Here is a 22,082-nt window from a genome sequence, read left to right as displayed (position 1 = left end):
CCCCAAAAAATGGGCCTGCTGCGCAGTCCAGCGGGAGCAAGCTCCCTCGCCACAGGGGATGAGTCAGTCTCATCAGAACTCTTGGTGGGCAGGCAAGACCGGCTTCTTGGCCTGGAATGCATACCCTTGCTGTCCGTCCAGCACCTTGTTGGCGCGCTGGATATCGATGTCCTTCTCCCAACGGGCGATGGCCACGGTGGCGACACAGTTGCCGATCAGGTTGGTCAGCGCCCGGCCAATGCCCATGAACCAGTCCACCGCCAATACCAGCACCAGGCCTACCACTGGAATCGCCGGAATCGCGGTCAGTGTCGCCGCCAGAATCACCAGTGCCGAGCCCGGAATCCCGTGGGCGCCCTTGGAGGTGATCAGCGACACCAGCAGGATGGTCAGCAGGTCGGTCATCGACAGCGGTGTGCCGGTGGCGTTGGCGATAAACACGATGGCGAGGGTCAGGTAGATCGAAAAACCGTCGAGGTTGAACGAGTACCCGGTCGGAATCACCAGGCCCACGGTGGAGCTGCCAATCCCGAGGTGCTCCAGTTTACGCATGATTTGGGGCAGCACTGCGTCGGAGGAGGCGGTGCCCATCACTATCAACAGCTCTTCCCGCAGGTACTTGAGCAGCGGCAGCATCCGCAGGCCCGACAGGCGCATCACCAGGCCGAGAATCACCGCGACGAACAGGAAGCAGGTGAGGTAGAACAGGCCCACCAGGCTGCCCAGGTGTTGCAGGGAATCCAGGCCATAAGTACTGGTGGTGAAGGCGATGGCGCCGAACACGCCGATGGGCGCCAGGCGCACGATCATGCCCATGATGCGGAAGATCACGTGGCTCAGTTCGTTGATCAACCGTGAGATCCCGGAAGCAGCTTCGCCCACCAGGTTCAGCGCGCTGCCGAACAGCACCGAGAACAACAGCACTTGCAGCACGTTGTTGTCAGCGAAGGCGCCGATCACCGAGTTGGGGATCAGGTCCATCAGGAATTGGCTGGTGCCCTTGATGTGCTGGCCTTTGTCGGCCAGCTCATTCAAGCCGGCAGACGACAGTTGTTCCAGGTGAATATTGGCGCCAGTGCCGATTCCGGTGCTGAAGGCCATGATCAGGCCGATCACCAGGGCCACGGTGGTCAGTGCTTCGAAGTAGATCACCGACTTGAGGCCGATGCGTCCGACTTTCTTCAAGTCGCCGGCGCCGGAAATACCGCTGACCACCACGCAGAATACGATCAGGCCAATCAGCATTTTGATCAGCTTGATAAAGCCGTCACCCAGGGGTTTGAGTTGCGAGGAAAATTCGGGAAGGGCGAGGCCGCAGATTATGCCGATGATCAGGCCAATCACGACTTGCAGGAAAATCGAACGCGAGCACCATCTGAGCATGGGAAGGATCTCTATTCGGTGCCCTGGTGGGTCCAGGGCTTAATTGTTGTGGTCTGACCGGTATGTCCAGTGCGGGGCCAGTCTACGCTCGGGTTTTTTCAAGTCGCAAGTAAATATTACGTGGATGGCCGGTCCCGGTCTGACCAGTTGGTGCGTAAGGTCTGTGCTTGAGCGGTTGGCGGCGGGAATTTTTTTTCGCTTATCATCCGCAGCTTGGCCAAACAGGTGAGCTATGGATATTCCGGGACTGACGACGGATGAGAATGGCCTGACGCGCTGTACATGGCGCATGGCCGCAGTGGAATACCCGGATTACCACGACCATGAATGGGGCGTGCCGGTGGCTGATGACATTGCGCTTTACGAGAAGATTTGCCTGGAGGGTTTTCAGGCGGGCATGGCGTGGATCACCATCCTGCGCAAGCGCGAGGCGTTTCGACGGGCGTTCGAGGGCTTTGATTTTCGCCGGGTGGCGCAGTACACCGAGCAGGATATCGAGCGGCTGATGGCCGACCCGGGTATCGTGCGCAATCGCGCCAAGATCGTGTCCACCATCAACAACGCCCGGCGCGCTTGTGAGCTGGTGGATGAGACCGGTTCGCTGGCGGCGTGGTTGTGGTCATTTGAGCCGTCCGCCGATGAGCGCCCGGCGCAGGTCGACCTGGCATACTGGACGGCCAACCCGACTTCAGCCGCTTCAACGCGCTTGTCCAAGGCCCTGAAAAAGCGCGGCTGGAGCTACGTGGGGCCGACCACGATGTATGCGTTCATGCAGGCGATGGGCATGGTCAACGACCACCTTGAAGGCTGTATCTGCCGGCAGCAGATCGAAGATCGGCGCCGGCAATTCAAACGGCCTTAGTGTGGCAGCGGTGTGAGTACGTCGGCCTTGTCATCCATCACCATCACCACCAGCAATTTCGCCGGTTGAGTCTGGCTGGCATTGCTCGATTCAAAGTGCCGCGAGCCAGCCGGTTCGTAGAACGATTGGCCGACCTTGTAGGTGATCGCCTTCTCATCGTTGACCCGCGAGGTGATTTCACCCTCCAGCACGTAGGCCACGGCAGTGCCGGTGTGGCTGTGGGGCACGGTGGCCTGGCCCGGCGCATAGTCCACGGTGAGCATCACGGTTTTCTTGCCGGGGACGTTGGTCAGGGCGTGTTCCTGCAAGACGTTGATCTTTTCCTGGTTGTATACCGGGTCGTGGGCAAAGGCGCTTAACGAGGCCAGCAGCAGGGTGGTGCCGAGCAGTACTTTCATGGTGAGGCTTCCGAGTGAGTCGAGACCCGTTCACCCTAGGCCCCGATCCGGATTTGACCAATAGCCAATCCGGCGGAAATTCCCTCAGCCAATCTGTTGCAGGATGTCCCGCACCACGTCCAGCGCCGGGTCGATGTCCAGGGTTTCGATCGCGCCAAACCCGATCTTCAGCCCCTCGCGTACCGGTGTGTCGTGAAAAAACACGCTCAGCGGATAGAGCCCCACGTCCGCCTCCCGTGCCAGTCGGGTGAGCTGCGGGATATTCACCGGCACCTTGCACAGTGCGGCCAGATGGAACCCGGCCACGGTGGGCACCACTTCGAACCACGGCGAGAGGTCCCCCGCCAGGCGCTGCAGAATCCGTTCCCGGCGCCCGGCATACACCCCATGGCAGCGCCGAATGTGCTTGAGCAGGTAGCCTTCGCTGATGAACTTGGCCAGGGCCCATTGCGGCAGGGTGGAGCTGTGCTGGTCGGTGAGTTGCTTGGCCTTGAGCACCGCGCCAAAAATCGCCGGCGGTAACACCGTGTAGCCCAGGCGCAACTCCGGCAGGAGGGTTTTCGAGAAGGTCCCGACATAGGCGACCACGCCGCGGGTGTCCATGCTTTGCAGGGAATCGGTGGGGCGGCCCTCGTAGCGGAATTCGCTGTCGTAGTCATCCTCGATCACGATGGCGCCCAGCGCCAGCGCACGTGCCAGCAATGCCTCACGGCGCGGCACGCTCATGGGCATGCCCAGGGGAAACTGATGGGACGGTGTCACGTAGATCAGCCGCGTGCCGTCGGGAATCAAGTCGACCCGCAGGCCGTGCTCGTCCACCGGCACGCCCACCACGGTCGCCCCCATGGCGTCGAACATCAGTCGCACCGGGGGGTAGCCGGGGTCTTCCATGGCGACGACGCTGCCCGGCTCCAGCACCACGCGGGCGATCAGGTCGAGCGCCTGCTGGGCGCCGTTGGTGACTACGATGTCGTCTTCGCTGCACCTGACCCCACGGGAAAACGCGATATGCCCGGCGATTGCACTGCGCAGGGCCGGCAAACCTTCCGGCCGGCTGTAGAAGCCGCTGTCCTGTGAGATACGGCGCAAGGCATCGAGGGTGCAGCGCCGCCATTCATCCTGGGGGAACTGGCTGCGGGCCGTGGCGCCGCCGATAAAGTCCCGGCTCGGGCGGGTCTCACGGCTGGGGTGGCCCATGGGAGCGGGAAGGGCCTGCCACTTGGCCAGGTTGGCGGCGCAGGCGAGGTCGGCGGCACTTTGCAGGTGTTCGCGGCGCGTGGCCCAGGCGTTGACGAACGTGCCACGGCCGATCCTGCCGACCAACAACCCTTCGTAGGTCAGCGCCGCGTAGGTGTCTGAGACCGTCTTGCGCGACACGCCCAGTTGCAGGGCCAGCAAGCGGCTGGGAGGCAATTGCGACCCGGCCACCAGTTGTCCCGACTCAATGGCCGTGCGCAGTTGCTGGTAAAGCTGTTCGGCCAGGTCCTTGCGGCCCTTGATAACGACGTGCAGTTCCATGGTTCATCCAGAGGCAAGCAATCACCCGCAAGATTACCGCAAGTCACCCGCCAGCCGAATCAGGACAGGAAACCGCCGTCCACATTCAGCGAAACGCCGGTGGTGTAGCTCGACGCATCGCTGGCCAGGTACAGCACCGCGCCGGCCATTTCGCTCGGGTCGGCCACACGCTTGAGGGGAATCTGCGCCAGGGCCATTTTCAGGATCGAGTCGTTCTTCACCAGCGCCGAGGCGAACTTGGTGTCGGTCAGGCCCGGCAGCAGTGCGTTGCAACGAATGCCGAACGGCGCGCATTCCTTGGCGAAGACTTTGGTCATGTTGATCACGGCGGCCTTGGTCACCGAGTAGATGCCCTGGAACACACCCGGGGAAATCCCGTTGATCGAGGCCACGTTGATGATGCTGCCACCGCCGTTTTCGCGCATCAGCTTGCCGGCTTCCACGGACATGAAGAAGTAGCCGCGAATGTTCACGTCGACGGTTTTCTGGAACGCGCCCAGGTCGGTGTCCAGCACGTTGCAGAACTGCGGGTTGGTGGCGGCGTTGTTGACCAGGATATCCAGGCGGCCGAACTGTTCGCGGATCGCGGCAAACACGTTGGTGATCTGTTCCATTTCGCCGATATGGCAGGCGATGGCGGTGGCCTTGCCGCCGTCGGCGATAATCGCGTCGGCCACGTGCTGGCAGCCGTCGATCTTGCGGCTCGACACGATCACGTGGGCGCCTTGCTGGGCCAGCAACTTGGCGATGGCTTCACCGATACCGCGGCTGGCGCCGGAAACGAAAGCGATCTTGCCGTCGAGGTCGAACAGTTGAGTCTTGGACATGGTTTTTCCTTGAAGAGGGTCAGAGGGAAGACTGTTTGATGACGTTCAGGCTCATCTGCTCCAGCAGCTTGTTCATATGAATGAACTGCGCAAAGCGTTTGTCCTGGGTCTGGCCATGGAAGAAGCGGTAGTAGATCTGCTGCACGATGCCGGCCAGGCGGAACAGGCCGTAGGTGTAGTAGAAGTCGAAATTGTCGATCTGGATCCCGGAGCGTTCGGCGTAGTAGTCGACGAACTGGCGGCGGGTGAGCATGCCGGGAGCGTTGCTTGGCTGGCGGCGCATCAGTTGCACCGGCGCCGGGTCGGCCGCTTCGATCCAGTAGGCGAGGGTGTTGCCCAGGTCCATCAGCGGGTCGCCGAGGGTGGTCAGCTCCCAGTCCAGCACGCCGATGATCTGCATCGGGTTATGCGGGTCGAGGATCACGTTGTCGAAGCGGTAGTCGTTGTGGACGATGCTCGAGGTGGGGTGGTCGGCGGGCATCTTGTCGTTGAGCCAGGCACGCACGGCTTCCCAGCTCGGCGCGTCAGGGGTCAGGGCCTTTTCGTAACGGTCGCTCCAGCCGCGAATCTGCCGCTCCACATAACCTTCAGGCTTGCCCAGGTCGGCCAGGCCGCAGGCGGTGTAGTCGACCTGGTGCAGCTCGACGAACTTGTCGATAAAGCTTTTGCACAAGGCTTCGGTTTTCGCCGCGTCCAGGCCCAGCTCCGGCGGCAGGTCAGAGCGCAGGATGATCCCGTTGACCCGCTCCATCACGTAGAACTCGGCGCCGATCACCGACTCGTCGGTGCAGTGCACATAGGCTTTGGGACAATACGGGAAACCGTCCTTGAGTTGGTTGAGAATCCGGTATTCGCGGCCCATGTCGTGGGCGGACTTGGCCTTGTGGCCAAAGGGCGGGCGACGCAGCACGAATTCCTGGCCGGGGTATTCCAGCAGGTACGTCAGGTTCGAGGCGCCACCCGGGAACTGGCTGATGTTGACGCTGCCACTCAAGCCCGGGATATGGGCCTTGAGGTAGGGATCGATGAGGCTGGCATCAAGTTCTTCGCCGGGGCGAATCTGGGTCGATTGGTCATTAAGCGCCATGCTTATCCCTTCTGCTTATTCTTAAGGCCTTGGACTATTGGCTAATCTAATGCGCGCGGCCGCCCAGCTACAAGGTTGGGGCGGCTTAATAGGTTAGCGTGTTGGCCGATGATCAGCGGGCTTGATGTGTTCAGATCACCAGAATTGCGCGCCCGCCGGGGCTGCAGGACAGGTTGGCACCTATTTCGACTTTCGCCAGGTCGACGCCCAAACCGGCAAGAAGGTTGTTGACCAATGGGTCGAGGAGCGGGCTGAGCACCCCGGAGATGATGCCGGTGAGGAGATTGAGCACGCCCGTCACCAGGCCGACCACCAGATTCAGCACCAATCCCAAGAGCCCGCCTTGTGTAGGTGGATGGTTGATCAACTGGATGCCACTGAGGGTGTTGCTCAAGCTGCCTACCACGTTACTCGAACTGAAACTGAAGTAGGCGGGGGGCTGCTTCACCTCGGGCGGCGACGCGTAGGTGTGATTGCGAGTGGTCTTGGCCACGCTGCTGTCGACTCTCAGGCTGATGCCGCCTACGCCATAGGGTTGCCGAGGATCGCAGACGCCCTTGCTGCAGGTTCGTATGCCCAGGTCGAGCAATGGAAACTCGTCGACACTCAGCGGGGCGGTGGAAGAAAACAGGTTTTTCGGGTCGATCTGGCCGACCATCAACCGCACGGCAGATGTGGTGCCCACCACCGACAACGATTTGTCCGCAGGCCCGTTGCAGCGATGACCGGTCACCTCGCTACTGCCGCTGGCCGCCTCCAGGGCCACGTCGAGTTGGGTGCCGATTTTCGGATCCAGGGAGCTGCCCAACAACAGCCCCAGCAGGCCTGTCACTCCACTTACCACATCGTTCAGCACGCCAACCACGGGCAAGTTCACGGAGATCAAGGTTCTGACTTGCGCGGTCCTGACATAAATCGGCTGGGTGGCGATCAGCTTCGGGTTGCCGATGGCGGATATCTGCGCCGGTTCAATCACCTTTGTCTTGACCGTGATATTCAGCAATCCCAGCACATCCACCGGCAGCTCCACCGCCACGGCGTTGTACTTGTTCGACAGTTGCACAAACCCCTGGATCAGGTTGAACAGTTGCAGGTTGACGTCCAGGGCGCTCTTGTCGGTGCCGTTCTGGATGGTCAGCAGGTCGCCCAGGTGCAGGATCTTCGTGCCGGGAGCAATCAGCTTGATCGCTTCCAGGTTATTGATCACCACCTTGACCGCATCGCCCCCCAGTTTGAGAACATCAATTGCGGCCTGGATCAAATCGCCGACGCTGGCGTTGGTCTTGAGCAGTTCGTCGTAGTTGCCGGCGCTGACCTTCAGTTGAATGGCCAACGCGTCCAGGTAGCTGAGCAGGCTGATATCGGTGTTGATCAACCCCTCCCAGCCCACCGCGTTGATTTGCAACTTGCCCCCCAGCAGCCCGCCGATCAGCGCGTTGAGTGCTGCGGACTTGGTGCTGTCGACGGTCAACAGCGTGCTGCGAATGGTCAGCACGGCGACCGGCGGCGCGGGTACTACGGCCACGGCCACTGCCTGCAACTGGATGGTCGACTCGAAAGGGCCGGGGGTGAACAGCATGAAGAGACCGTTGGCGATGCTGGTGACCACGCGATGGGTGGCGATGACCTGAATCGCATCGGCTTTTGAGGGATTGGGACTGAAGGTGCGCATGAAGTCAGCGCCGGTGACCAACGTGCCGCAGGCGGTGGCCAGGGTACGGTTTTCGTTGATTGGGAAGTTATTGCGGGTCGCGCTTTGGATCGCGAATTGCGCGGCGTTGGTATTCGGGGAGACGCAGGCGCCGCCGCGGGTCACCACCTCCAGCGCAGCGGTGTCGGCAATCCGTTGCAGCTTGCGCTTTTCCAGGTACAGCCGGCCGCTGTCGACCACCAGCAGCAGAAACAACAGCGCAATCGCGAGGGTCATCGCGCCCATCAGACCTATCGCACCGCGTTGGCGGGCCGGGCCGAATCCATGGCAAACCATCCTGCGTTCCTTCGCCGGTCCTGCACCGGCGTCCTGAGCGTCCCCGCAAGCAGTGTAGTCAGGATTTGGATGATTGCTGGCTATTAGCCATTATTTCTTCGGTGGCAGTGTCACGGGCGTCAGTACGGGCCGGCCGGCGAAGTATTCCAGCAAGTTGTCTGCCACGCGCTGCACGGTGTCATGGGCAGCTTCCGGCGACAGGCCGGCGACGTGGGGCGTGAGCACGGTGTTGCTGAGGAGCTTCAAGGCATCCGGCACTTTGGGTTCATCGTCGAACACATCCAGCGCTGCGCCGCCGATGCGCCGTTGCTCCAGGGCGGTGATCAGGTCGGCAGTGACTATCACGCTGCCGCGGCCGATGTTCACCAGAAAACCATTGGGGCCAAGGGCGTCGAGGGCCTGGCGGTCGATCAAATGCCGGGTGCTGGCGCCGCCCGGCGTGGCCAGGATCAGGAAGTCCGAAGCCCGCGCCAGTTCCACGGCGGTGGCGCAGTAGGTGTAGTCGACGTCCTCGCGGGGCTGACGGTTGTGGTAACTCACTTCCATGCCAAACCCCAGCGCTGCACGCTTGGCGATCTCCAGGCCTACGGCGCCCAGTCCAAGAATGCCCAACTGCTTGCCGGCGAGGGAAGGGCGCATCACCTTGGGCCATTCGCTGCGCCGTACCGCAGCGTCTGCCCGGGGAATGTCACGCACCAGCGACAGCAGCAGAGCCATGGCGTGGTCGGCTACCGACGGTGCATTCACGCCCGCGCCATTGGTGACCACGATCCCACGGTTGCTGGCGGCTTGCAGGTCAACGTGTTCATAGCCGGCGCCGACCACGCAGATGATCTCCAGCAGCGGCAGCGCGGCGATTTCCTCGGCGTACAAACCCAGCGGGCCACGGGTCAGCACCGCCTGGATCTGCCCGCCGTGGGTCTTGATTGCCTTGGCGCGTTCGGCCGGGGTCGGCGCGAGGATCACGTGAAAGCCATTGCCTTCGATGATCGGCAGGTAGTCGTTGATGGTTTCAACCAGGACCAGAACGGTGACGGGCATGCGAGGGCTCTTCCTGAAGGGTTTGAGGGGTTGAGTATGCGACATTTTGTCGGAATGAATCCCGCGACAGGCGAAGAAAAATCGGACGCCCGCCGGGCATTGATACTCCGGCGGGCGTTTCAGGGGGAGGTTAAAAGCAGATATCTGCCGCCTTCACACGCTTCACAAACGCCCCAGCCAAGGTTCCATTGTGATGCTCGATAATTGCCTCGGCCGATAACGCCGGAGTGTCCATGCAGGTATGGCCATCTTCCGGCAGCACTACCGAGAACCCCAGCTCGACGGCCACTCGGCACGTTGTGTCGATGCAGTACTGGGTTTTCATCCCGACGATCACCAGTTCATTCACCTGTGCCGCCGCCAGTTGCTGCGCCAGCTCGGTGCCGAGAAAACAGCTGGGCCGGGTTTTATTGAAAACCGTGTCGCGAGCCTCATCAACCTCCAGCGCTGGCCAGAGCTGCCATAACGGGCTGCCCGCCTCGATGGGCGAACCCGCCGGGCCGGTGTGGCGCGCTGCAAAAACCGGCACGCCAGCGTGTCGCGCTCGTTGAATCAACTGGTTGATGTTGTCGAGTACGCGCTGGCGTTCGTAGGGTTTTTGCGGACCATCGTACAGACCGGTCTGCATGTCGATGACCAGCAGGGCGGGGCGCTTGTTGTCAGGCATGGTACTGCTCCTTGTGGTTGCCAGATGGCGGAGCAATAAAAAGGCCCCGTCCATTGCTGGCGGGGCCTTGGGTAAATCCGGGTGGCTTAGTTTGCGCGCCACTCACAGCTACCACACGACCCGCCAAAAGCGGTCGTGGTGGTGGTGCGGGTGAGGGCCTGCTGAATAAGGTTCATGGGCCGATCATGCTGGCGCTGGCGTTTGGATGTCAACGCATCAACCGAGGTTTTTTTCCGGGATCAGGAGATTTCTGGCAGCGGTGAGGAATTCGTCGGACAGGCTATTGCCTTTGGTCGCACGGGCCAGGGTGAGGGCGCCGACCATCATCGCGTACTGGGCAATGGCGGCCTGCCGGTCACCTTCGGGTGTTCCGGTTGCCTGGGTAGTGGCCAGGATTCCCATGGACGCTTCAAAGCCCTGGATAAAGCTGCGTTGCAACGCGCTGTCGACGGCTTCATGGCACATCTCCCCGGCAAACGCCGCCACCGGGCAACTGTCCCCGGGGTTGTCACGATTGGCCGCCGACAGATACGGATCAATCAACGCCAGTCGCGCCGCCTCGGGCTCAGGGTTTTGCTCGAGCCTGGCCTGCCAACGCAGGCTCGATTGTTCGAACGCCCGGTTACAGGCTTCCGTGGCCAGCGCCTCGCGGGACTCGAAGTGGCCGTAGAAACCGCCATGGGTCAGCCCGGCGGCGGCCATCACGTCCGACACGCTGATGCCGTGGATGCCCCGCTCACGAAACAGCCGCGTGGCGGCCTCGACGATGATTTCGCGGTTGAGTTCGGCTTGTTTGCGGGACACGCGTGGCATCGGGGGCTCTCTGGATCAGGTTGTGGCAGGAATAGGCGGCATCATAAAACGTTTAGCTGGCGTACTGCGCAATCCCGTTGCCGAACGACCAGTTTTCCCTCTTGACCTCCACCAGGCTGATAAACACGTCTTCGAGGCGTACCGCGAGTTCACGGTTCAGGCTCTCGGCGATGGTCTTGTACAACAGCTTTTTCTGCTCGGTGCTGCGGCCTTCGTTCAAGGTGATCTGGATGATCACCAGGTTGTCGCTGCGCTGGATACCCAGGTACTCAGGGTCATAGATGAAGTGGTGTTCATCGTGCTCGGTGAGGATCTGGAAATTGTCGTGCTCGGGCACGCCGATGGCCGTGTGCATGGCGTTATAGATCAGTACGCCGACGCGTTTGGCGTAGGTGACGTCGGGGTTTTTCCGAAGGTCTATGCGCACGATTGGCATGGCAGATATTCCAGTGAGAGGCGTGGCATTAAAAATACATGACAGCTGGAATTTATAAAATAGATTTTTAATGAAATATAAAAACGGTACTCATCAAACCTCTCCAATCACCTGCTCCGCACAACCATTCCTCAGCTAAGTCTTTGCTTATTCAAGCGAATCCCGGACAATCGCGCCCCTGTTTCGGTCGTGGCGCTGCCTGTCAGGTTTTTCTGACTCGCCCCGACTGAGTGAATGCGGAGATCCGAACGGATGAATGATCAGGCCAATAGCGTCGACGAACGCTACGCAACGACACCTGCAACCCTCACAAGCTGGAGCCGCCAGGACACCACCTGGATGCTCGGGCTGTTCGGTACGGCCATCGGCGCCGGCACCTTGTTCCTGCCGATCAACGCGGGCCTTGGCGGCTTCTGGCCGTTGGTGATCCTCGCGCTGCTGGCGTTCCCGATGACGTTTTTCGCTCACCGTGGCCTGACCCGCTTTGTACTCTCGGGCCGTGAAGGCTCGGATATCACCGACGTGGTCGAGGAACACTTCGGCCTTAAGGCCGGTGCCGCGATCACCTTGCTGTACTTCTTCGCGATCTTCCCGATCCTGCTGATCTACAGCGTGGCGCTGACCAACACCGTCGGCAGCTTCATGGAGCATCAACTGCACATCGCACCGCCACCGCGGGCGATCCTGTCGCTGGTGCTGATCCTCGGCCTGCTGGCCGTGGTGCGTTGTGGCGAGCAGGTGATCGTCAAGGCCATGAGCCTGATGGTGTATCCGTTTATCGTTGCCTTGCTGTTCCTGGCGGTGTACCTGGTGCCGCACTGGAATGGCGGCATCCTCAGCACCGCCAGCACCGTGCCGGCCCCGTCGGCGCTGCTGCATACCCTGTGGCTGGCAATTCCGGTGATGGTGTTCTCGTTCAACCACTCGCCGATCATCTCGGCCTTTGCGGTGGACCAGAAGCGCCAGTACGGCGAACACGCTGAAGAACGCAGCTCGCAGATCCTGTCCCGGGCGCACATCCTGATGGTGGTGATGGTGCTGTTCTTCGTGTTCAGTTGCGTCCTGACCCTGTCCCCGGCGCAGTTGGCCGAAGCCAAGGCGCAGAACCTGTCGATCCTGTCGTACCTGGCGAACCACTTCAGTAACCCGACCATCGCGTTCGCCGCGCCGCTGATCGCGTTTGTGGCGATTGCCAAGTCGTTCCTGGGCCACTACATCGGCGCCAGTGAAGGCCTCAAGGGCCTGGTGCTCAAAAGCGGCCGTCGTCCCGCTGCCAAGACCCTGGACCGCATGACGGCTGCCTTCATGCTGGTGGTGTGCTGGATAGTCGCCACTCTCAACCCGAGCATCCTCGGCATGATCGAGACCCTGGGCGGGCCGATCATTGCGTCGATCCTGTTCCTGATGCCGATGTACGCGATCCGCAAGGTACCGGCGATGGCCAAGTACCGTGGCCAGGCGTCCAACGTGTTTGTGACGGCGGTGGGCCTGGTGGCGATTACCGCGCTGATTTACTCGCTGATGTCCTGACAGCACCCGGTTTCAGTGCAATGATCACGGCCAATTCGCAGACTGCGGATTGGCCGTTTTTTTTGCCAGGGAATTAGGGATTGAACATCAAGCCTGAGAGCGACTCCACGCCGAACCGTGCACAAGACTTGCTGGCCGGCCTGTCCATCGCCGGCTTGCTGCTGCCCGAGGCCGTGGCCTATTCCAGCATCGCCGCGTTGCCGCCCCAGGCAGGCGTGATCGCCTTGTTCGCCGGGTTACTGTGCTACGGCCTGTTCGGTACCAGCCGCTTCGCGATCGTCTCCGCCACGTCATCCTCGGCAGCGGTGCTGGCGGCAGCCACCGCGACGCTGGCGGGGGACGACCCGACACTCAGGTTGAGCCTGGCAATGGGCCTGGTAATGGTGACCGGGGCGTTTTTCCTGCTGGCCGGGTTGCTCAAGCTGGGCGGGCTGACCTCGTTTATCGCCAAGCCGGTGCTGCGTGGCTTTGCCTTCGGGCTGGCGTTGACGATCATCCTCAAGCAACTGGCCAGCGTGGTGGGCGTACACCTGACCGATAACAACCTGATTCGCTTCCTGCCCCAACTCCTGGAGCAACTGCCTCGTTGGAACTGGGCCGCCGCAGCAGTCGCGGGTGTCGCATTGCTCTTGCTGTGGCTGTGCGCGCGGGTCCGGCGCCTGCCGGGGGGATTGCTGGTGGTGATCCTCGGGATAGCCGCCGGCCAGTGGCTGGATTTGCAGGCCCATGGCGTGGCATTGATCGGTGTGATCGACCTGCACCTGGAGTTTGCGCACCTTCCGGTATTGCCGTTCGCCGACTGGCTGCGCCTGGGGGAGCTGGCGTTTGCCATGGTGATGATTCTTTACGCCGAGTCCTACGGCTCCATCAGCTCATTCGCCCTCAAGCATGGCGATCGCGTGTCATCCAACCGTGACCTGCTGGCGCTGGGGGCTGCCAACCTGCTGTCCGGGCTGTTTCAGGGTATGCCCGCCGGGGCCGGTTACTCGGCGACGTCGGCCAATGAGGCAGCGGGCGCCAATTCCCGACTGGCGGGGGCGGTCGCGGCGCTGGTGGTGTTGCTGATTGTCCTTACAGTGCTGCCGTTAGTTGCACTGACGCCGGAGCCGGTGCTCGCCGCCATCGTTATCTACGCCTTGGGTCGGGGCTTGAGCCTGCAACCCTTGGGCCGCTATTTCTCCTGGCGGCGCGACCGGTTGCTGGTGATTTGCGCGGTGGCGGCGGTGTTGGTGCTCGGCGTGCTGGACGGTCTGCTGGTGGCGGTCGGCATCAGCGTGGTGTTGATGCTGCGCCAGATGTCGTCGGCGGATGTGCGTGAGCTGGGGCGCATTGACGGTGGGCATGATTTTGTCGACTTGCTGCATCACCCGAGCGCCGAACAGATCCCGGGTGTTCTGATCGTGCGGCCCAGCGAAGCGCTGTTCTTTGCGAATGCCGAGCGAGTGCTGGGAGCGGTGTTGAGCCTGATGCGGCACGCTACGTTCCCGGTGCACACGGTGGTGCTCAGCCTGGAAGAATCGCCTGACCTCGATGGCACCACCATCGAGGCGTTGCAGGCGTTTTTCGTCCAGGTGCAAGGGGAGGGCAAGTGCCTGGTGCTGGCCCGCGTACGGCATGAGGCACAGGAGGTGTTGCAGACGTTGCCTGAAGCGTGCGCGCCGCAGGTGCTGATCAGCGGGTTGAGTGTCGATGGTGCGGTGCAACTCGCGTTGCAACCCACCGCCTGAATGCAAAAAGCCCCGACTAGTCGGGGCTTTTTATTGAAGCGAGGCTTAACGGCGGCGGAACAACGGCAACGGTTCATCCGTCGCCGCCTGGTACGTCACCGAGAAATCCTTGAGGCTTTCCAGCGCTTCATACGGGTCTTTGTCTGCGCGCAAGGCGAAGGCATCGAACCCGCAACGGCGCAGGTAGAACAACTGGTCGCGCAGCACATCACCAATCGCCCGCAGCTCGCCCTTGTAACCATAACGGTCACGCAGCAGGCGGGCGTTGGAGTAGTTGCGACCGTCGGTGAAGGCAGGGAAGTTCAGGGCGATGACCTGGAAGTGCTCCACGTCATCACCGATCTCTTCGGCTTCTTCATCGGCGTCGAGCCACACACCCAGGCCGCCGTCGCGGGCCTTGAGGGCGTGAGCGTGCTCGCGCCACAGGGCCAGCGGCACGATCAGGTCGTCGCAGTTGGAGATGCCATCGAAGCTCGCGTCCTTGGGCAGCAGGTGCCAGGTTTCGTCGAGGACTTCGTTGTTCTTAATGATTCGCTGCATAGACGCGCTCCTTGAACAGGTCAATGCCGATGCGCTGGTAGGTGTCGATGAAACGCTCATCTTCGGTGCGCTGTTCAACGTACACGTCGATCAGCTTGCCGATCACGTCAGGCATGACTTCCTGGGCGAAGGACGGGCCGAGGATCTTGCCCAGGCTCGCATCGCGGCTGGCGCTGCCACCCAGGGACACTTGGTAGAATTCTTCGCCTTTCTTGTCCACGCCCAGGATGCCGATGTGGCCGACGTGGTGGTGACCACAGGCGTTCATGCAACCGGAGATGTTCAGGTCCAGCTCGCCGATGTCGAACAGGTAGTCCAGGTCGTCGAACCGGCGCTGGATCGATTCGGCAATCGGGATCGACTTGGCGTTGGCCAGGGAGCAGAAATCGCCGCCCGGGCAGCAGATGATGTCGGTCAGCAAGCCGATGTTCGGCGTGGCAAAACCCTGCTCGCGCAACTCGCCCCACAGGGTGAACAGCTGAGACTGTTCGACGTCGGCGAGGATGATGTTCTGCTCGTGGGAGGTGCGCAGTTGGCCGAAGCTGTAGCGCTCGGCCAGGTCGGCGACGCCGTCCAGTTGCTTGTCGGTGATATCGCCCGGTGCAACACCGGTAGGTTTCAGCGACAGGGTCACGGCCACATAGCCCGGCTTCTTGTGAGCCAGGGTGTTGCGGGTGCGCCAGCGGGCGAAACCCGGGTGCTGCTGGTCGAGCTCGGCCAACTCGGCGTCCTGATTGCTCAGGGCCTTGTAGTCCGGGTCGACAAAGTGTTTGGCGACGCGGTGCACTTCGGCTTCGGTCAGGGTGGTCTGGCCGCCGCGCAGGTGCTCCATCTCGGCGTCGACCTTCTGGGCAAACACCTCAGGGGTCAGCGCTTTGACCAGGATCTTGATCCGGGCCTTGTATTTGTTGTCACGACGGCCATAGCGGTTGTAGACCCGCAGGATCGCGTCGAGGTAGCTCAACAGGTCCTGCCACGGCAGGAATTCGTTGATGAACGCACCGACCACCGGCGTACGGCCTAGGCCACCGCCGACGAGAACACGGAAGCCCAACTCGCCCGCCGCGTTATGCACCGGCTCCAGGCCGATATCGTGCACTTCGATGGCTGCGCGGTCCGAGGTCGAGCCGTTGATGGCGATCTTGAACTTGCGCGGCAGGTAGGCGAATTCCGGGTGGAAGGTGGTCCATTGACGGACGATTTCACACCATGGGCGCGGGTCGATCAGCTCGTCAGCGGCGACGCCGGCGAACTGGTCGGTGGTGACGTTGCGCAGGCAGTTACCGCTGGTCTGAATGGCGTGCATCTGCACGGTGGCCAATTCAGCCAGGATGTCCGGCACGTCTTCCAGGGCCGGCCAGTTGAACTGCACGTTCTGGCGGGTACTGATGTGGGCGTAGCCTTTGTCGAAGTCGCGGGCAATCTTGGCCATCATGCGCGTCTGACGGGAAGTCAGTTGGCCATAAGGCACGGCAACCCGCAGCATCGGCGCAAAGCGCTGAACATAAAGGCCATTTTGCAGGCGCAGAGGGCGGAACTCTTCTTCGCTCAGTTCGCCTGCCAGATAGCGTCGGGTCTGATCACGGAACTGCTTGACGCGGTCCTCGATGATGCGCTGATCGTATTCGTCGTATACGTACATATAGGTCCTGTTCTCGGCAAATCTGCGCGCACGGCCGCGCACTCCCAACGGAGCCGGCGCACGATACCAGTTTGCGTTTATGCGCAAAAGTGATGTTTGAGTATATGCAAATAACCAAATCGACTAATGAGAACCGTTATCGCGATACCCACATTTGTCATGCGGGCAATCATGATCTTTACTGTGCTCGTGTCTTTATGCAATCACCTATAAAACCGACAAGAGGCGATGCTATGAGCAATCCGACCAAAGCCCGCAAAAGTGACAGCAGTGTCGATGCCTGGGCCATTCTGTTCTTGATTATCCTGGTGGTTTCCACTGCCGTGTTCTGGGTCAGCCATCAATAAAAGGACGTTACCGAGCCCTGCTGCCCGACAATCGGCAATTAGCCGAGATTGATCGGCCCGATGCCATTATCATGGGCCGTCATTTCCAAGGGCTCAGACAACGATGTTGAAGGTTCTCTGCAAGTGCTTGCTGGTGCTGAGCATGCCGTTCTGGGCTGTTGCCCAGGCGACGTCGGTGGTGTTTCTCAACCCTGGCAATTCGACTGAGGCCTTCTGGGTCAGCTACGCGCAATTCATGCAGGCCGCCGCCAGGGACCTCGGCCTGGATTTGCGTGTGCGCTATTCCGAGCGCAACCCCGAGGCCACACTGGTGCAGGCCCGTGAGGCGTTGCAAGGCACAGAGCGTCCGGACTACCTGGTGCTGGTCAACGAGCAGTACATCGCGCCACAGATCCTGCGCCTGTCCCAGGGCAGCGGGGTCAAGCTGCTGATCGTCAATAACGCCCTGACCGCCGACCAGACTCAACTGCTGGATGCCGGCAAATACCCCAACTGGATCGGCAGCATGGTGGCCAACGATGAAGAAGCCGGCTACCTGATGCTCAAGGAACTGCTGCGCCTGCATGGCCCGGTTACCGAAGGCCAGACACTTGACCTGCTGGCGTTCTCCGGCGCCAAGACCACCCCTGCGGCGCAACTGCGTGAGGAGGGCCTGCGCCGGGCACTGGTGGATTACCCCCAGGTGCGCCTGCGCCAGATGGTGTATGGCGAATGGAGCCGCCAACGCGCCTTCGAGCAGGCCACGCAGTTGTTCAAGCGCTACCCGCAGACGGCACTCGTATGGTCAGCCAATGACGAGATGGCGCTGGGCGCGATGGATGCGCTGCAAGAAGACGGGCGCACGCCGGGAAAGGACGTGTTGTTCAGCGCGGTCAACAGCTCGCCTGAAGCCCTCCAGGCACGGCTCGATGGCCGGCTCAGTGCGCTGGTGGCGGGGCACTTTACTGTCGGCGGCTGGGCGATGGTGGTGGTGCATGACGATGCCTTGGGGCTGGAGATGGCCGGGCATGGCGGGCGTGAGCGCAAGCTCGGGCTATTTCAATTGATCGACCCGGCCCTCGCCGCCCAGCTATTGCAGGTGCATGGGCGCGAGGATTACGGGGTGGATTTTCGCGCGCTGTCAGCGCAGGGCAAGCCGGCGGATTACCGTTACCCGTTCAGCCTGCAACTGCTGATGCATTGACCGGGTTCAAACACCGGCCAGGTGCAACACCAGCTTGACGATGCCAAACAGGGTCAAGGCAAAGACGGCGGTGAACAGGATGCCCAGCACTACAAAGTGGCTGGGCTTGCCGTGGGTGAAGTCGCGGGCACGGTTTTTCCCGCTTTGCACGCCGAAGGCGGCGGCCATCACGCTGTGGAGCATTTGCCAGAACGTCGGTGGCTTGTGGTTGGCTGGATCGTCCATACATCCCCCAGTGAAGGTGTGTATGGACAGCATAGTCAATCCAGCGATTAGTTGTCGTAACCCAGGTTAGGCGCCAGCCAGCGCTCGGTCACGCTCAGGTCCTGGTCCTTGCGGGCGGTGTAGCTCGCCACCTGGTCCTTGTCGATCTTGCCCACCGCGAAGTACTGCGCCTGCGGGTGAGCGAAGTACCAGCCGCTGACGGCTGCCGCCGGGAACATCGCGTAGTGCTCGGTCAGGAACACGCCGCTGCGACCCGCGTGCATTTCGCGAGCTTCAGGGTCCAGCAGTTGGAACAGCTGGGCTTTCTCGGTGTGATCCGGGCACGCCGGGTAACCCGGGGCAGGGCGGATGCCGCTGTATTGCTCCTTGATCAGTGCTTCGTTATCCAGCACTTCGTCCTTGGCGTAGCCCCAGTGTTCTTTACGCACTTGCTGGTGCAGCCACTCGGCGCACGCCTCGGCGAGGCGGTCGGCCAACGCTTTAACCATGATCGAGTTGTAGTCGTCGCCAGCGTCCTGGTAAGCCTTCGCCACTTCTTCAGCGCCGATGCCAGCGGTGGTGATAAAGCCACCGATGTAGTCGGTCACGCCGCTGTCTTTAGGCGCGACGAAGTCGGCCAGGGAGAAGTTCGGCTTGCCGTCGGTCTTGATGATCTGCTGGCGCAAATGGTGCAGCTTGGCAATCGGCTGGCCATCGTCGCCGTAGACTTCCAGGTCATCGTCCTGCACCTGGTTGGTCGGCCAGAAGCCGAACACGGCGCGGGCGCTGATGAGTTTTTCGTCGATCAGCTTCTTGAGCATTTCCTGGGCGTCGGCGTACAGCGAGGTCGCGGCTTCACCCACGACTTCATCGGTGAGGATGCGCGGGAATTTGCCGGCCAGGTCCCAGGAGATAAAGAACGGCGTCCAGTCGATGTACTCGGCCAGGACGTTGAGGTCGATATTGTCCAGCACTCGGGCACCGGTAAACGTCGGCTTGACCGGCGTGTAGCTGCTCCAGTCGAACTGCGGCTTCTTGGCGATGGCGGCCGGGTAGCTCAGGCGCTCGGTGCGGGCGCTGCGGTTGGCGGTGCGCTCGCGAACGTCGATGTATTCCAGGCGGGTTTTTTCAACGAACGCCGGCTTCAATTCCTTCGACAGCAATTGCGTTGCCACGCCCACGGCGCGGGAGGCGTCGGTGACGTAGATCACTGCGTCATTGCTGTATTTCGGCTCGATCTTCACCGCCGTGTGGGCCTTGGAGGTGGTGGCGCCACCGATCATCAGCGGCAGGTGGAAATCCTGGCGCTGCATCTCGCGGGCGACGTGCACCATCTCGTCCAGGGACGGGGTGATCAGCCCGGACAGGCCGATGATGTCGCACTTCTGTTCCTTGGCCACCTGCAGGATTTTCTCGGCCGGGACCATCACGCCCAGGTCGACGATGTCATAGCCGTTGCAACCCAGCACCACGCCAACGATGTTCTTGCCGATGTCGTGCACGTCGCCCTTCACCGTGGCCATCAGGATCTTGCCCTTGGCTTCCGGTTTGTCGCCCTTTTCCAGCTCGATGAACGGGATCAAGTGAGCCACGGCCTGCTTCATCACCCGGGCGGATTTCACCACCTGGGGCAGGAACATTTTACCGGCGCCAAACAGGTCGCCGACGATGTTCATGCCGGACATCAACGGGCCTTCAATCACTTCGATCGGGCGCTTGAACGACTGCCGGGATTCCTCGGTGTCTTCGACGATGTGGGTGGTGATGCCCTTGACCAGCGCGTGTTCCAGGCGCTTGTTGACTTCCCAGCCACGCCATTCTTCAGTCTCGGCTTCCTTGACGCTGCCGTCGCCTTTGTACTTGTCGGCAATGGCGAGGAGGGCGTCGGTGCCTTCCGGAGTGCGGTTGAGTACTACGTCTTCCACCGCGTTGCGCAGCTCGGCCGGGATCTGATCGTAGATCTCCAGCTGGCCGGCGTTGACAATACCCATGGTCAAGCCGTTGCGGATCGCGTACAGCAGGAACACCGAGTGGATCGCTTCACGCACCGGGTTATTGCCACGGAACGAGAACGACACGTTGGACACGCCGCCGGATGTCAGCGCATACGGCAGCTCGTCGCGGATATAGGCACAGGCGTTGATAAAGTCGACGGCGTAGTTGTTGTGCTCTTCGATACCGGTGGCGACCGCGAAGATGTTCGGGTCGAAGATGATGTCTTCCGGCGGGAAGCCGACTTCATTCACCAGGATGTCGTATGAGCGTTTGCAGATTTCTTTCTTGCGCGCTTCGGTGTCGGCCTGGCCGGCTTCGTCGAACGCCATTACCACCACCGCCGCGCCGTAACGCTTGCACAGCTTGGCGTGGTGAATGAACTGCTCCACGCCTTCCTTCATGCTGATGGAGTTGACGATGCCCTTGCCCTGAATGCACTTCAGGCCGGCCTCGATCACTTCCCACTTGGAGGAGTCGATCATGATCGGCACGCGGGAGATGTCCGGCTCGCCGGCAATCAGGTTGAGGAAGGTCACCATGGCCTTCTTCGAATCCAGCATGCCTTCGTCCATGTTGATGTCGATCACCTGGGCGCCGGCTTCCACCTGCTGCAGGGCGACTTCCAGGGCTTCGGTGTAGTTGTCTTCACGGATCAAACGGGCGAAGCGGGCGGAACCGGTGATGTTGGTGCGCTCGCCGACGTTGACGAACAACGAGCTGCGATCAATGGTGAACGGTTCCAGGCCCGACAGGCGGCAGGCCTTCGGAATGTCCGGGATCGGGCGCGGTGCGTAACCGGCCACGGCCTTGGCGATGGCTTCAATGTGGCCCGGCGTGGTGCCGCAGCAACCGCCTACGATGTTCAGGAAGCCGCTCTGGGCGAACTCTTCGATGACCTTGGCGGTTTCCGACGGCAGTTCGTCGTACTCGCCGAATTCGTTGGGCAGGCCGGCGTTCGGGTGGGCGGAAACGTGGGTGTTGGCCTTGTTCGACAGCTCTTCCAGGTACGGGCGCAACTCGCTGGCACCCAGGGCACAGTTGAGGCCCACAGACAAAGGCTTGGCGTGGCTGACCGAGTTCCAGAAGGCTTCGGTGGTCTGGCCCGACAGGGTACGGCCGGAGGCGTCGGTGATGGTGCCGGAGATCATGATCGGCAGTTCGACGTTCAACTCCTCGAACACGCCCTGTACGGCGAAAATCGCGGCCTTGGCGTTGAGGGTGTCGAAAATGGTTTCGATCAGGATCAGGTCGGCGCCGCCCTCGATCAGGCCTTTGGTGGCTTCGGTGTAGTTTTCCACCAGCTCATCGAAGGTCACGTTGCGGTAGCCGGGGTTGTTCACATCGGGCGACAGCGAGCAGGTACGGCTGGTCGGGCCCAGCACGCCGGCGACGAAACGCGGCTTGGCCGGGTTTTCAAGGGTCTTGGCGTCGGCGATCTTGCGCGCCAGGCGCGCGCCTTCTACGTTTAACTCGTAGGCCAGGTCTTCCATGCCGTAATCGGCCATGGAAATGCGCGTGGCGTTGAAGGTGTTGGTTTCCAGGATGTCGGCGCCGGCATCCAGGTAGGCTTTTTCGATGCCGCCGATCACGTCCGGGCGGGTGATCACCAGCAGGTCGTTATTGCCCTTGACGTCGCTCGGCCAGTCGGCGAAGCGTTTGCCACGGTAGTCCTGCTCTTCCAGCTTATAGCTCTGGATCATCGTGCCCATGCCGCCGTCGAGGATCAGGATGCGTTCCTTGAGGGCTTGGTGGAGGGCTTGCAGACGAGCGCTACGATCGGGCATGGGACTACTCTGGTCAGGTATTACGGAGGGCGAAGATCATAACAAACCTGTGCGCTTTTAGAGCATGTGCAGGGTTTGCATGAATATCGCTCATGTTGGCGAGGGTGTTAC

18 protein-coding genes are annotated in these 22,082 nt (G+C 61.4%); 4 read left to right on the top strand and 14 right to left on the bottom strand.

Annotation, left to right across the window (positions count from 1 at the left end; translation table 11 throughout):
* Positions 1-72 precede the first annotated feature (72 nt).
* Complete coding sequence (locus HBJ59_RS22425) at positions 73-1,383, bottom strand: C4-dicarboxylate transporter DctA (RefSeq protein ID WP_076014883.1); 1,311 nt, start codon at positions 1,381-1,383, stop codon at positions 73-75.
* A gap of 232 nt (positions 1,384-1,615) precedes the next feature.
* On the opposite strand from HBJ59_RS22425, the gene HBJ59_RS22420 reads away from it, so the two are divergent.
* On the top strand, positions 1,616-2,245 hold the full coding sequence (locus HBJ59_RS22420; protein WP_167664797.1) for a DNA-3-methyladenine glycosylase I: 630 nt from the start codon (positions 1,616-1,618) through the stop codon (positions 2,243-2,245).
* Here the strand turns inward: HBJ59_RS22420 and HBJ59_RS22415 are convergent.
* The 9 genes from HBJ59_RS22415 to HBJ59_RS22375 form a co-directional block, all read right to left on the bottom strand.
* A complete protein-coding gene (locus tag HBJ59_RS22415) occupies positions 2,242-2,643 on the bottom strand; it encodes a cupin domain-containing protein (RefSeq protein WP_076014881.1) in 402 nt (133 codons plus the stop codon). The genes HBJ59_RS22420 and HBJ59_RS22415 overlap by 4 nt on opposite strands.
* Before the next feature lie 84 nt (positions 2,644-2,727).
* Complete coding sequence (locus HBJ59_RS22410; protein ID WP_167664796.1) at positions 2,728-4,161, bottom strand: PLP-dependent aminotransferase family protein; 1,434 nt, start codon at positions 4,159-4,161, stop codon at positions 2,728-2,730.
* Positions 4,162-4,220: 59 nt separating this feature from the next.
* Positions 4,221-4,988, bottom strand: coding sequence for an SDR family oxidoreductase (locus tag HBJ59_RS22405; protein ID WP_003210776.1), 768 nt, complete (start codon positions 4,986-4,988; stop codon positions 4,221-4,223).
* Positions 4,989-5,007: 19 nt separating this feature from the next.
* The gene (locus tag HBJ59_RS22400; RefSeq protein WP_076014879.1) at positions 5,008-6,075 is read right to left on the bottom strand and encodes a phosphotransferase family protein; all 1,068 of its coding nucleotides are present in this window, start codon (positions 6,073-6,075) and stop codon (positions 5,008-5,010) included.
* Positions 6,076-6,205: 130 nt separating this feature from the next.
* Positions 6,206-8,062 (bottom strand): pilus assembly protein TadG-related protein, encoded by a 1,857-nt coding sequence (locus HBJ59_RS22395; protein ID WP_167664795.1) that lies wholly within the window; start codon positions 8,060-8,062, stop codon positions 6,206-6,208.
* Positions 8,063-8,152: 90 nt separating this feature from the next.
* Complete coding sequence (locus HBJ59_RS22390; protein WP_076014877.1) at positions 8,153-9,103, bottom strand: 2-hydroxyacid dehydrogenase; 951 nt, start codon at positions 9,101-9,103, stop codon at positions 8,153-8,155.
* 130 nt (positions 9,104-9,233) lie between these two features.
* Positions 9,234-9,770, bottom strand: a complete 537-nt coding sequence (locus HBJ59_RS22385; protein ID WP_167664794.1) for a cysteine hydrolase family protein — start codon at positions 9,768-9,770, stop codon at positions 9,234-9,236.
* Positions 9,771-9,986: 216 nt separating this feature from the next.
* A complete protein-coding gene (locus HBJ59_RS22380) occupies positions 9,987-10,583 on the bottom strand; it encodes a TetR/AcrR family transcriptional regulator (RefSeq protein WP_167664793.1) in 597 nt (198 codons plus the stop codon).
* Positions 10,584-10,635: 52 nt separating this feature from the next.
* The gene (locus HBJ59_RS22375; RefSeq protein WP_076014874.1) at positions 10,636-11,019 is read right to left on the bottom strand and encodes a tautomerase family protein; all 384 of its coding nucleotides are present in this window, start codon (positions 11,017-11,019) and stop codon (positions 10,636-10,638) included.
* Between the two features lie 252 nt (positions 11,020-11,271).
* On the opposite strand from HBJ59_RS22375, the gene HBJ59_RS22370 reads away from it, so the two are divergent.
* Complete coding sequence (locus HBJ59_RS22370) at positions 11,272-12,549, top strand: serine/threonine transporter (RefSeq protein WP_076014873.1); 1,278 nt, start codon at positions 11,272-11,274, stop codon at positions 12,547-12,549.
* An 80-nt stretch (positions 12,550-12,629) separates the two neighbouring features.
* Positions 12,630-14,276: a SulP family inorganic anion transporter gene (locus HBJ59_RS22365; protein ID WP_167664792.1), complete on the top strand. Its 1,647-nt coding sequence runs from the start codon at positions 12,630-12,632 to the stop codon at positions 14,274-14,276.
* Positions 14,277-14,321: 45 nt separating this feature from the next.
* Here the strand turns inward: HBJ59_RS22365 and HBJ59_RS22360 are convergent, their stop codons facing one another.
* Positions 14,322-14,816, bottom strand: coding sequence for a DUF934 domain-containing protein (locus HBJ59_RS22360; protein ID WP_003210798.1), 495 nt, complete (start codon positions 14,814-14,816; stop codon positions 14,322-14,324).
* On the bottom strand, positions 14,800-16,458 hold the full coding sequence (locus HBJ59_RS22355; RefSeq protein ID WP_076014871.1) for a nitrite/sulfite reductase: 1,659 nt from the start codon (positions 16,456-16,458) through the stop codon (positions 14,800-14,802). Before HBJ59_RS22355 ends, HBJ59_RS22360 begins: the two co-directional genes overlap by 17 nt.
* A gap of 450 nt (positions 16,459-16,908) precedes the next feature.
* Here HBJ59_RS22355 and HBJ59_RS22350 point away from each other — a divergent pair, with 450 nt between their 5' ends.
* Positions 16,909-17,988, top strand: coding sequence for an ABC transporter substrate-binding protein (locus HBJ59_RS22350; RefSeq protein ID WP_167664791.1), 1,080 nt, complete (start codon positions 16,909-16,911; stop codon positions 17,986-17,988).
* A gap of 6 nt (positions 17,989-17,994) precedes the next feature.
* Here HBJ59_RS22350 and HBJ59_RS22345 read toward each other — a convergent pair whose 3' ends face one another.
* On the bottom strand, positions 17,995-18,213 hold the full coding sequence (locus HBJ59_RS22345) for a DUF2970 domain-containing protein (RefSeq protein ID WP_076014869.1): 219 nt from the start codon (positions 18,211-18,213) through the stop codon (positions 17,995-17,997).
* A gap of 47 nt (positions 18,214-18,260) precedes the next feature.
* Positions 18,261-21,971 carry a methionine synthase gene (gene metH / locus HBJ59_RS22340; RefSeq protein WP_167664790.1) on the bottom strand — a complete coding sequence of 1,237 codons (3,711 nt, stop codon included), beginning with the start codon at positions 21,969-21,971 and terminating at the stop codon, positions 18,261-18,263.
* Positions 21,972-22,082 lie beyond the last annotated feature (111 nt).

The sequence above is a fragment of the Pseudomonas sp. AN3A02 genome, assembly GCF_011765255.1.
In the GTDB taxonomy this organism is placed as follows: Bacteria; Pseudomonadota; Gammaproteobacteria; order Pseudomonadales; family Pseudomonadaceae; genus Aquipseudomonas.
The sequence above is the reverse complement of the archived record's forward strand: the minus strand, read 5'-3'. Positions and strand labels throughout refer to the sequence as shown.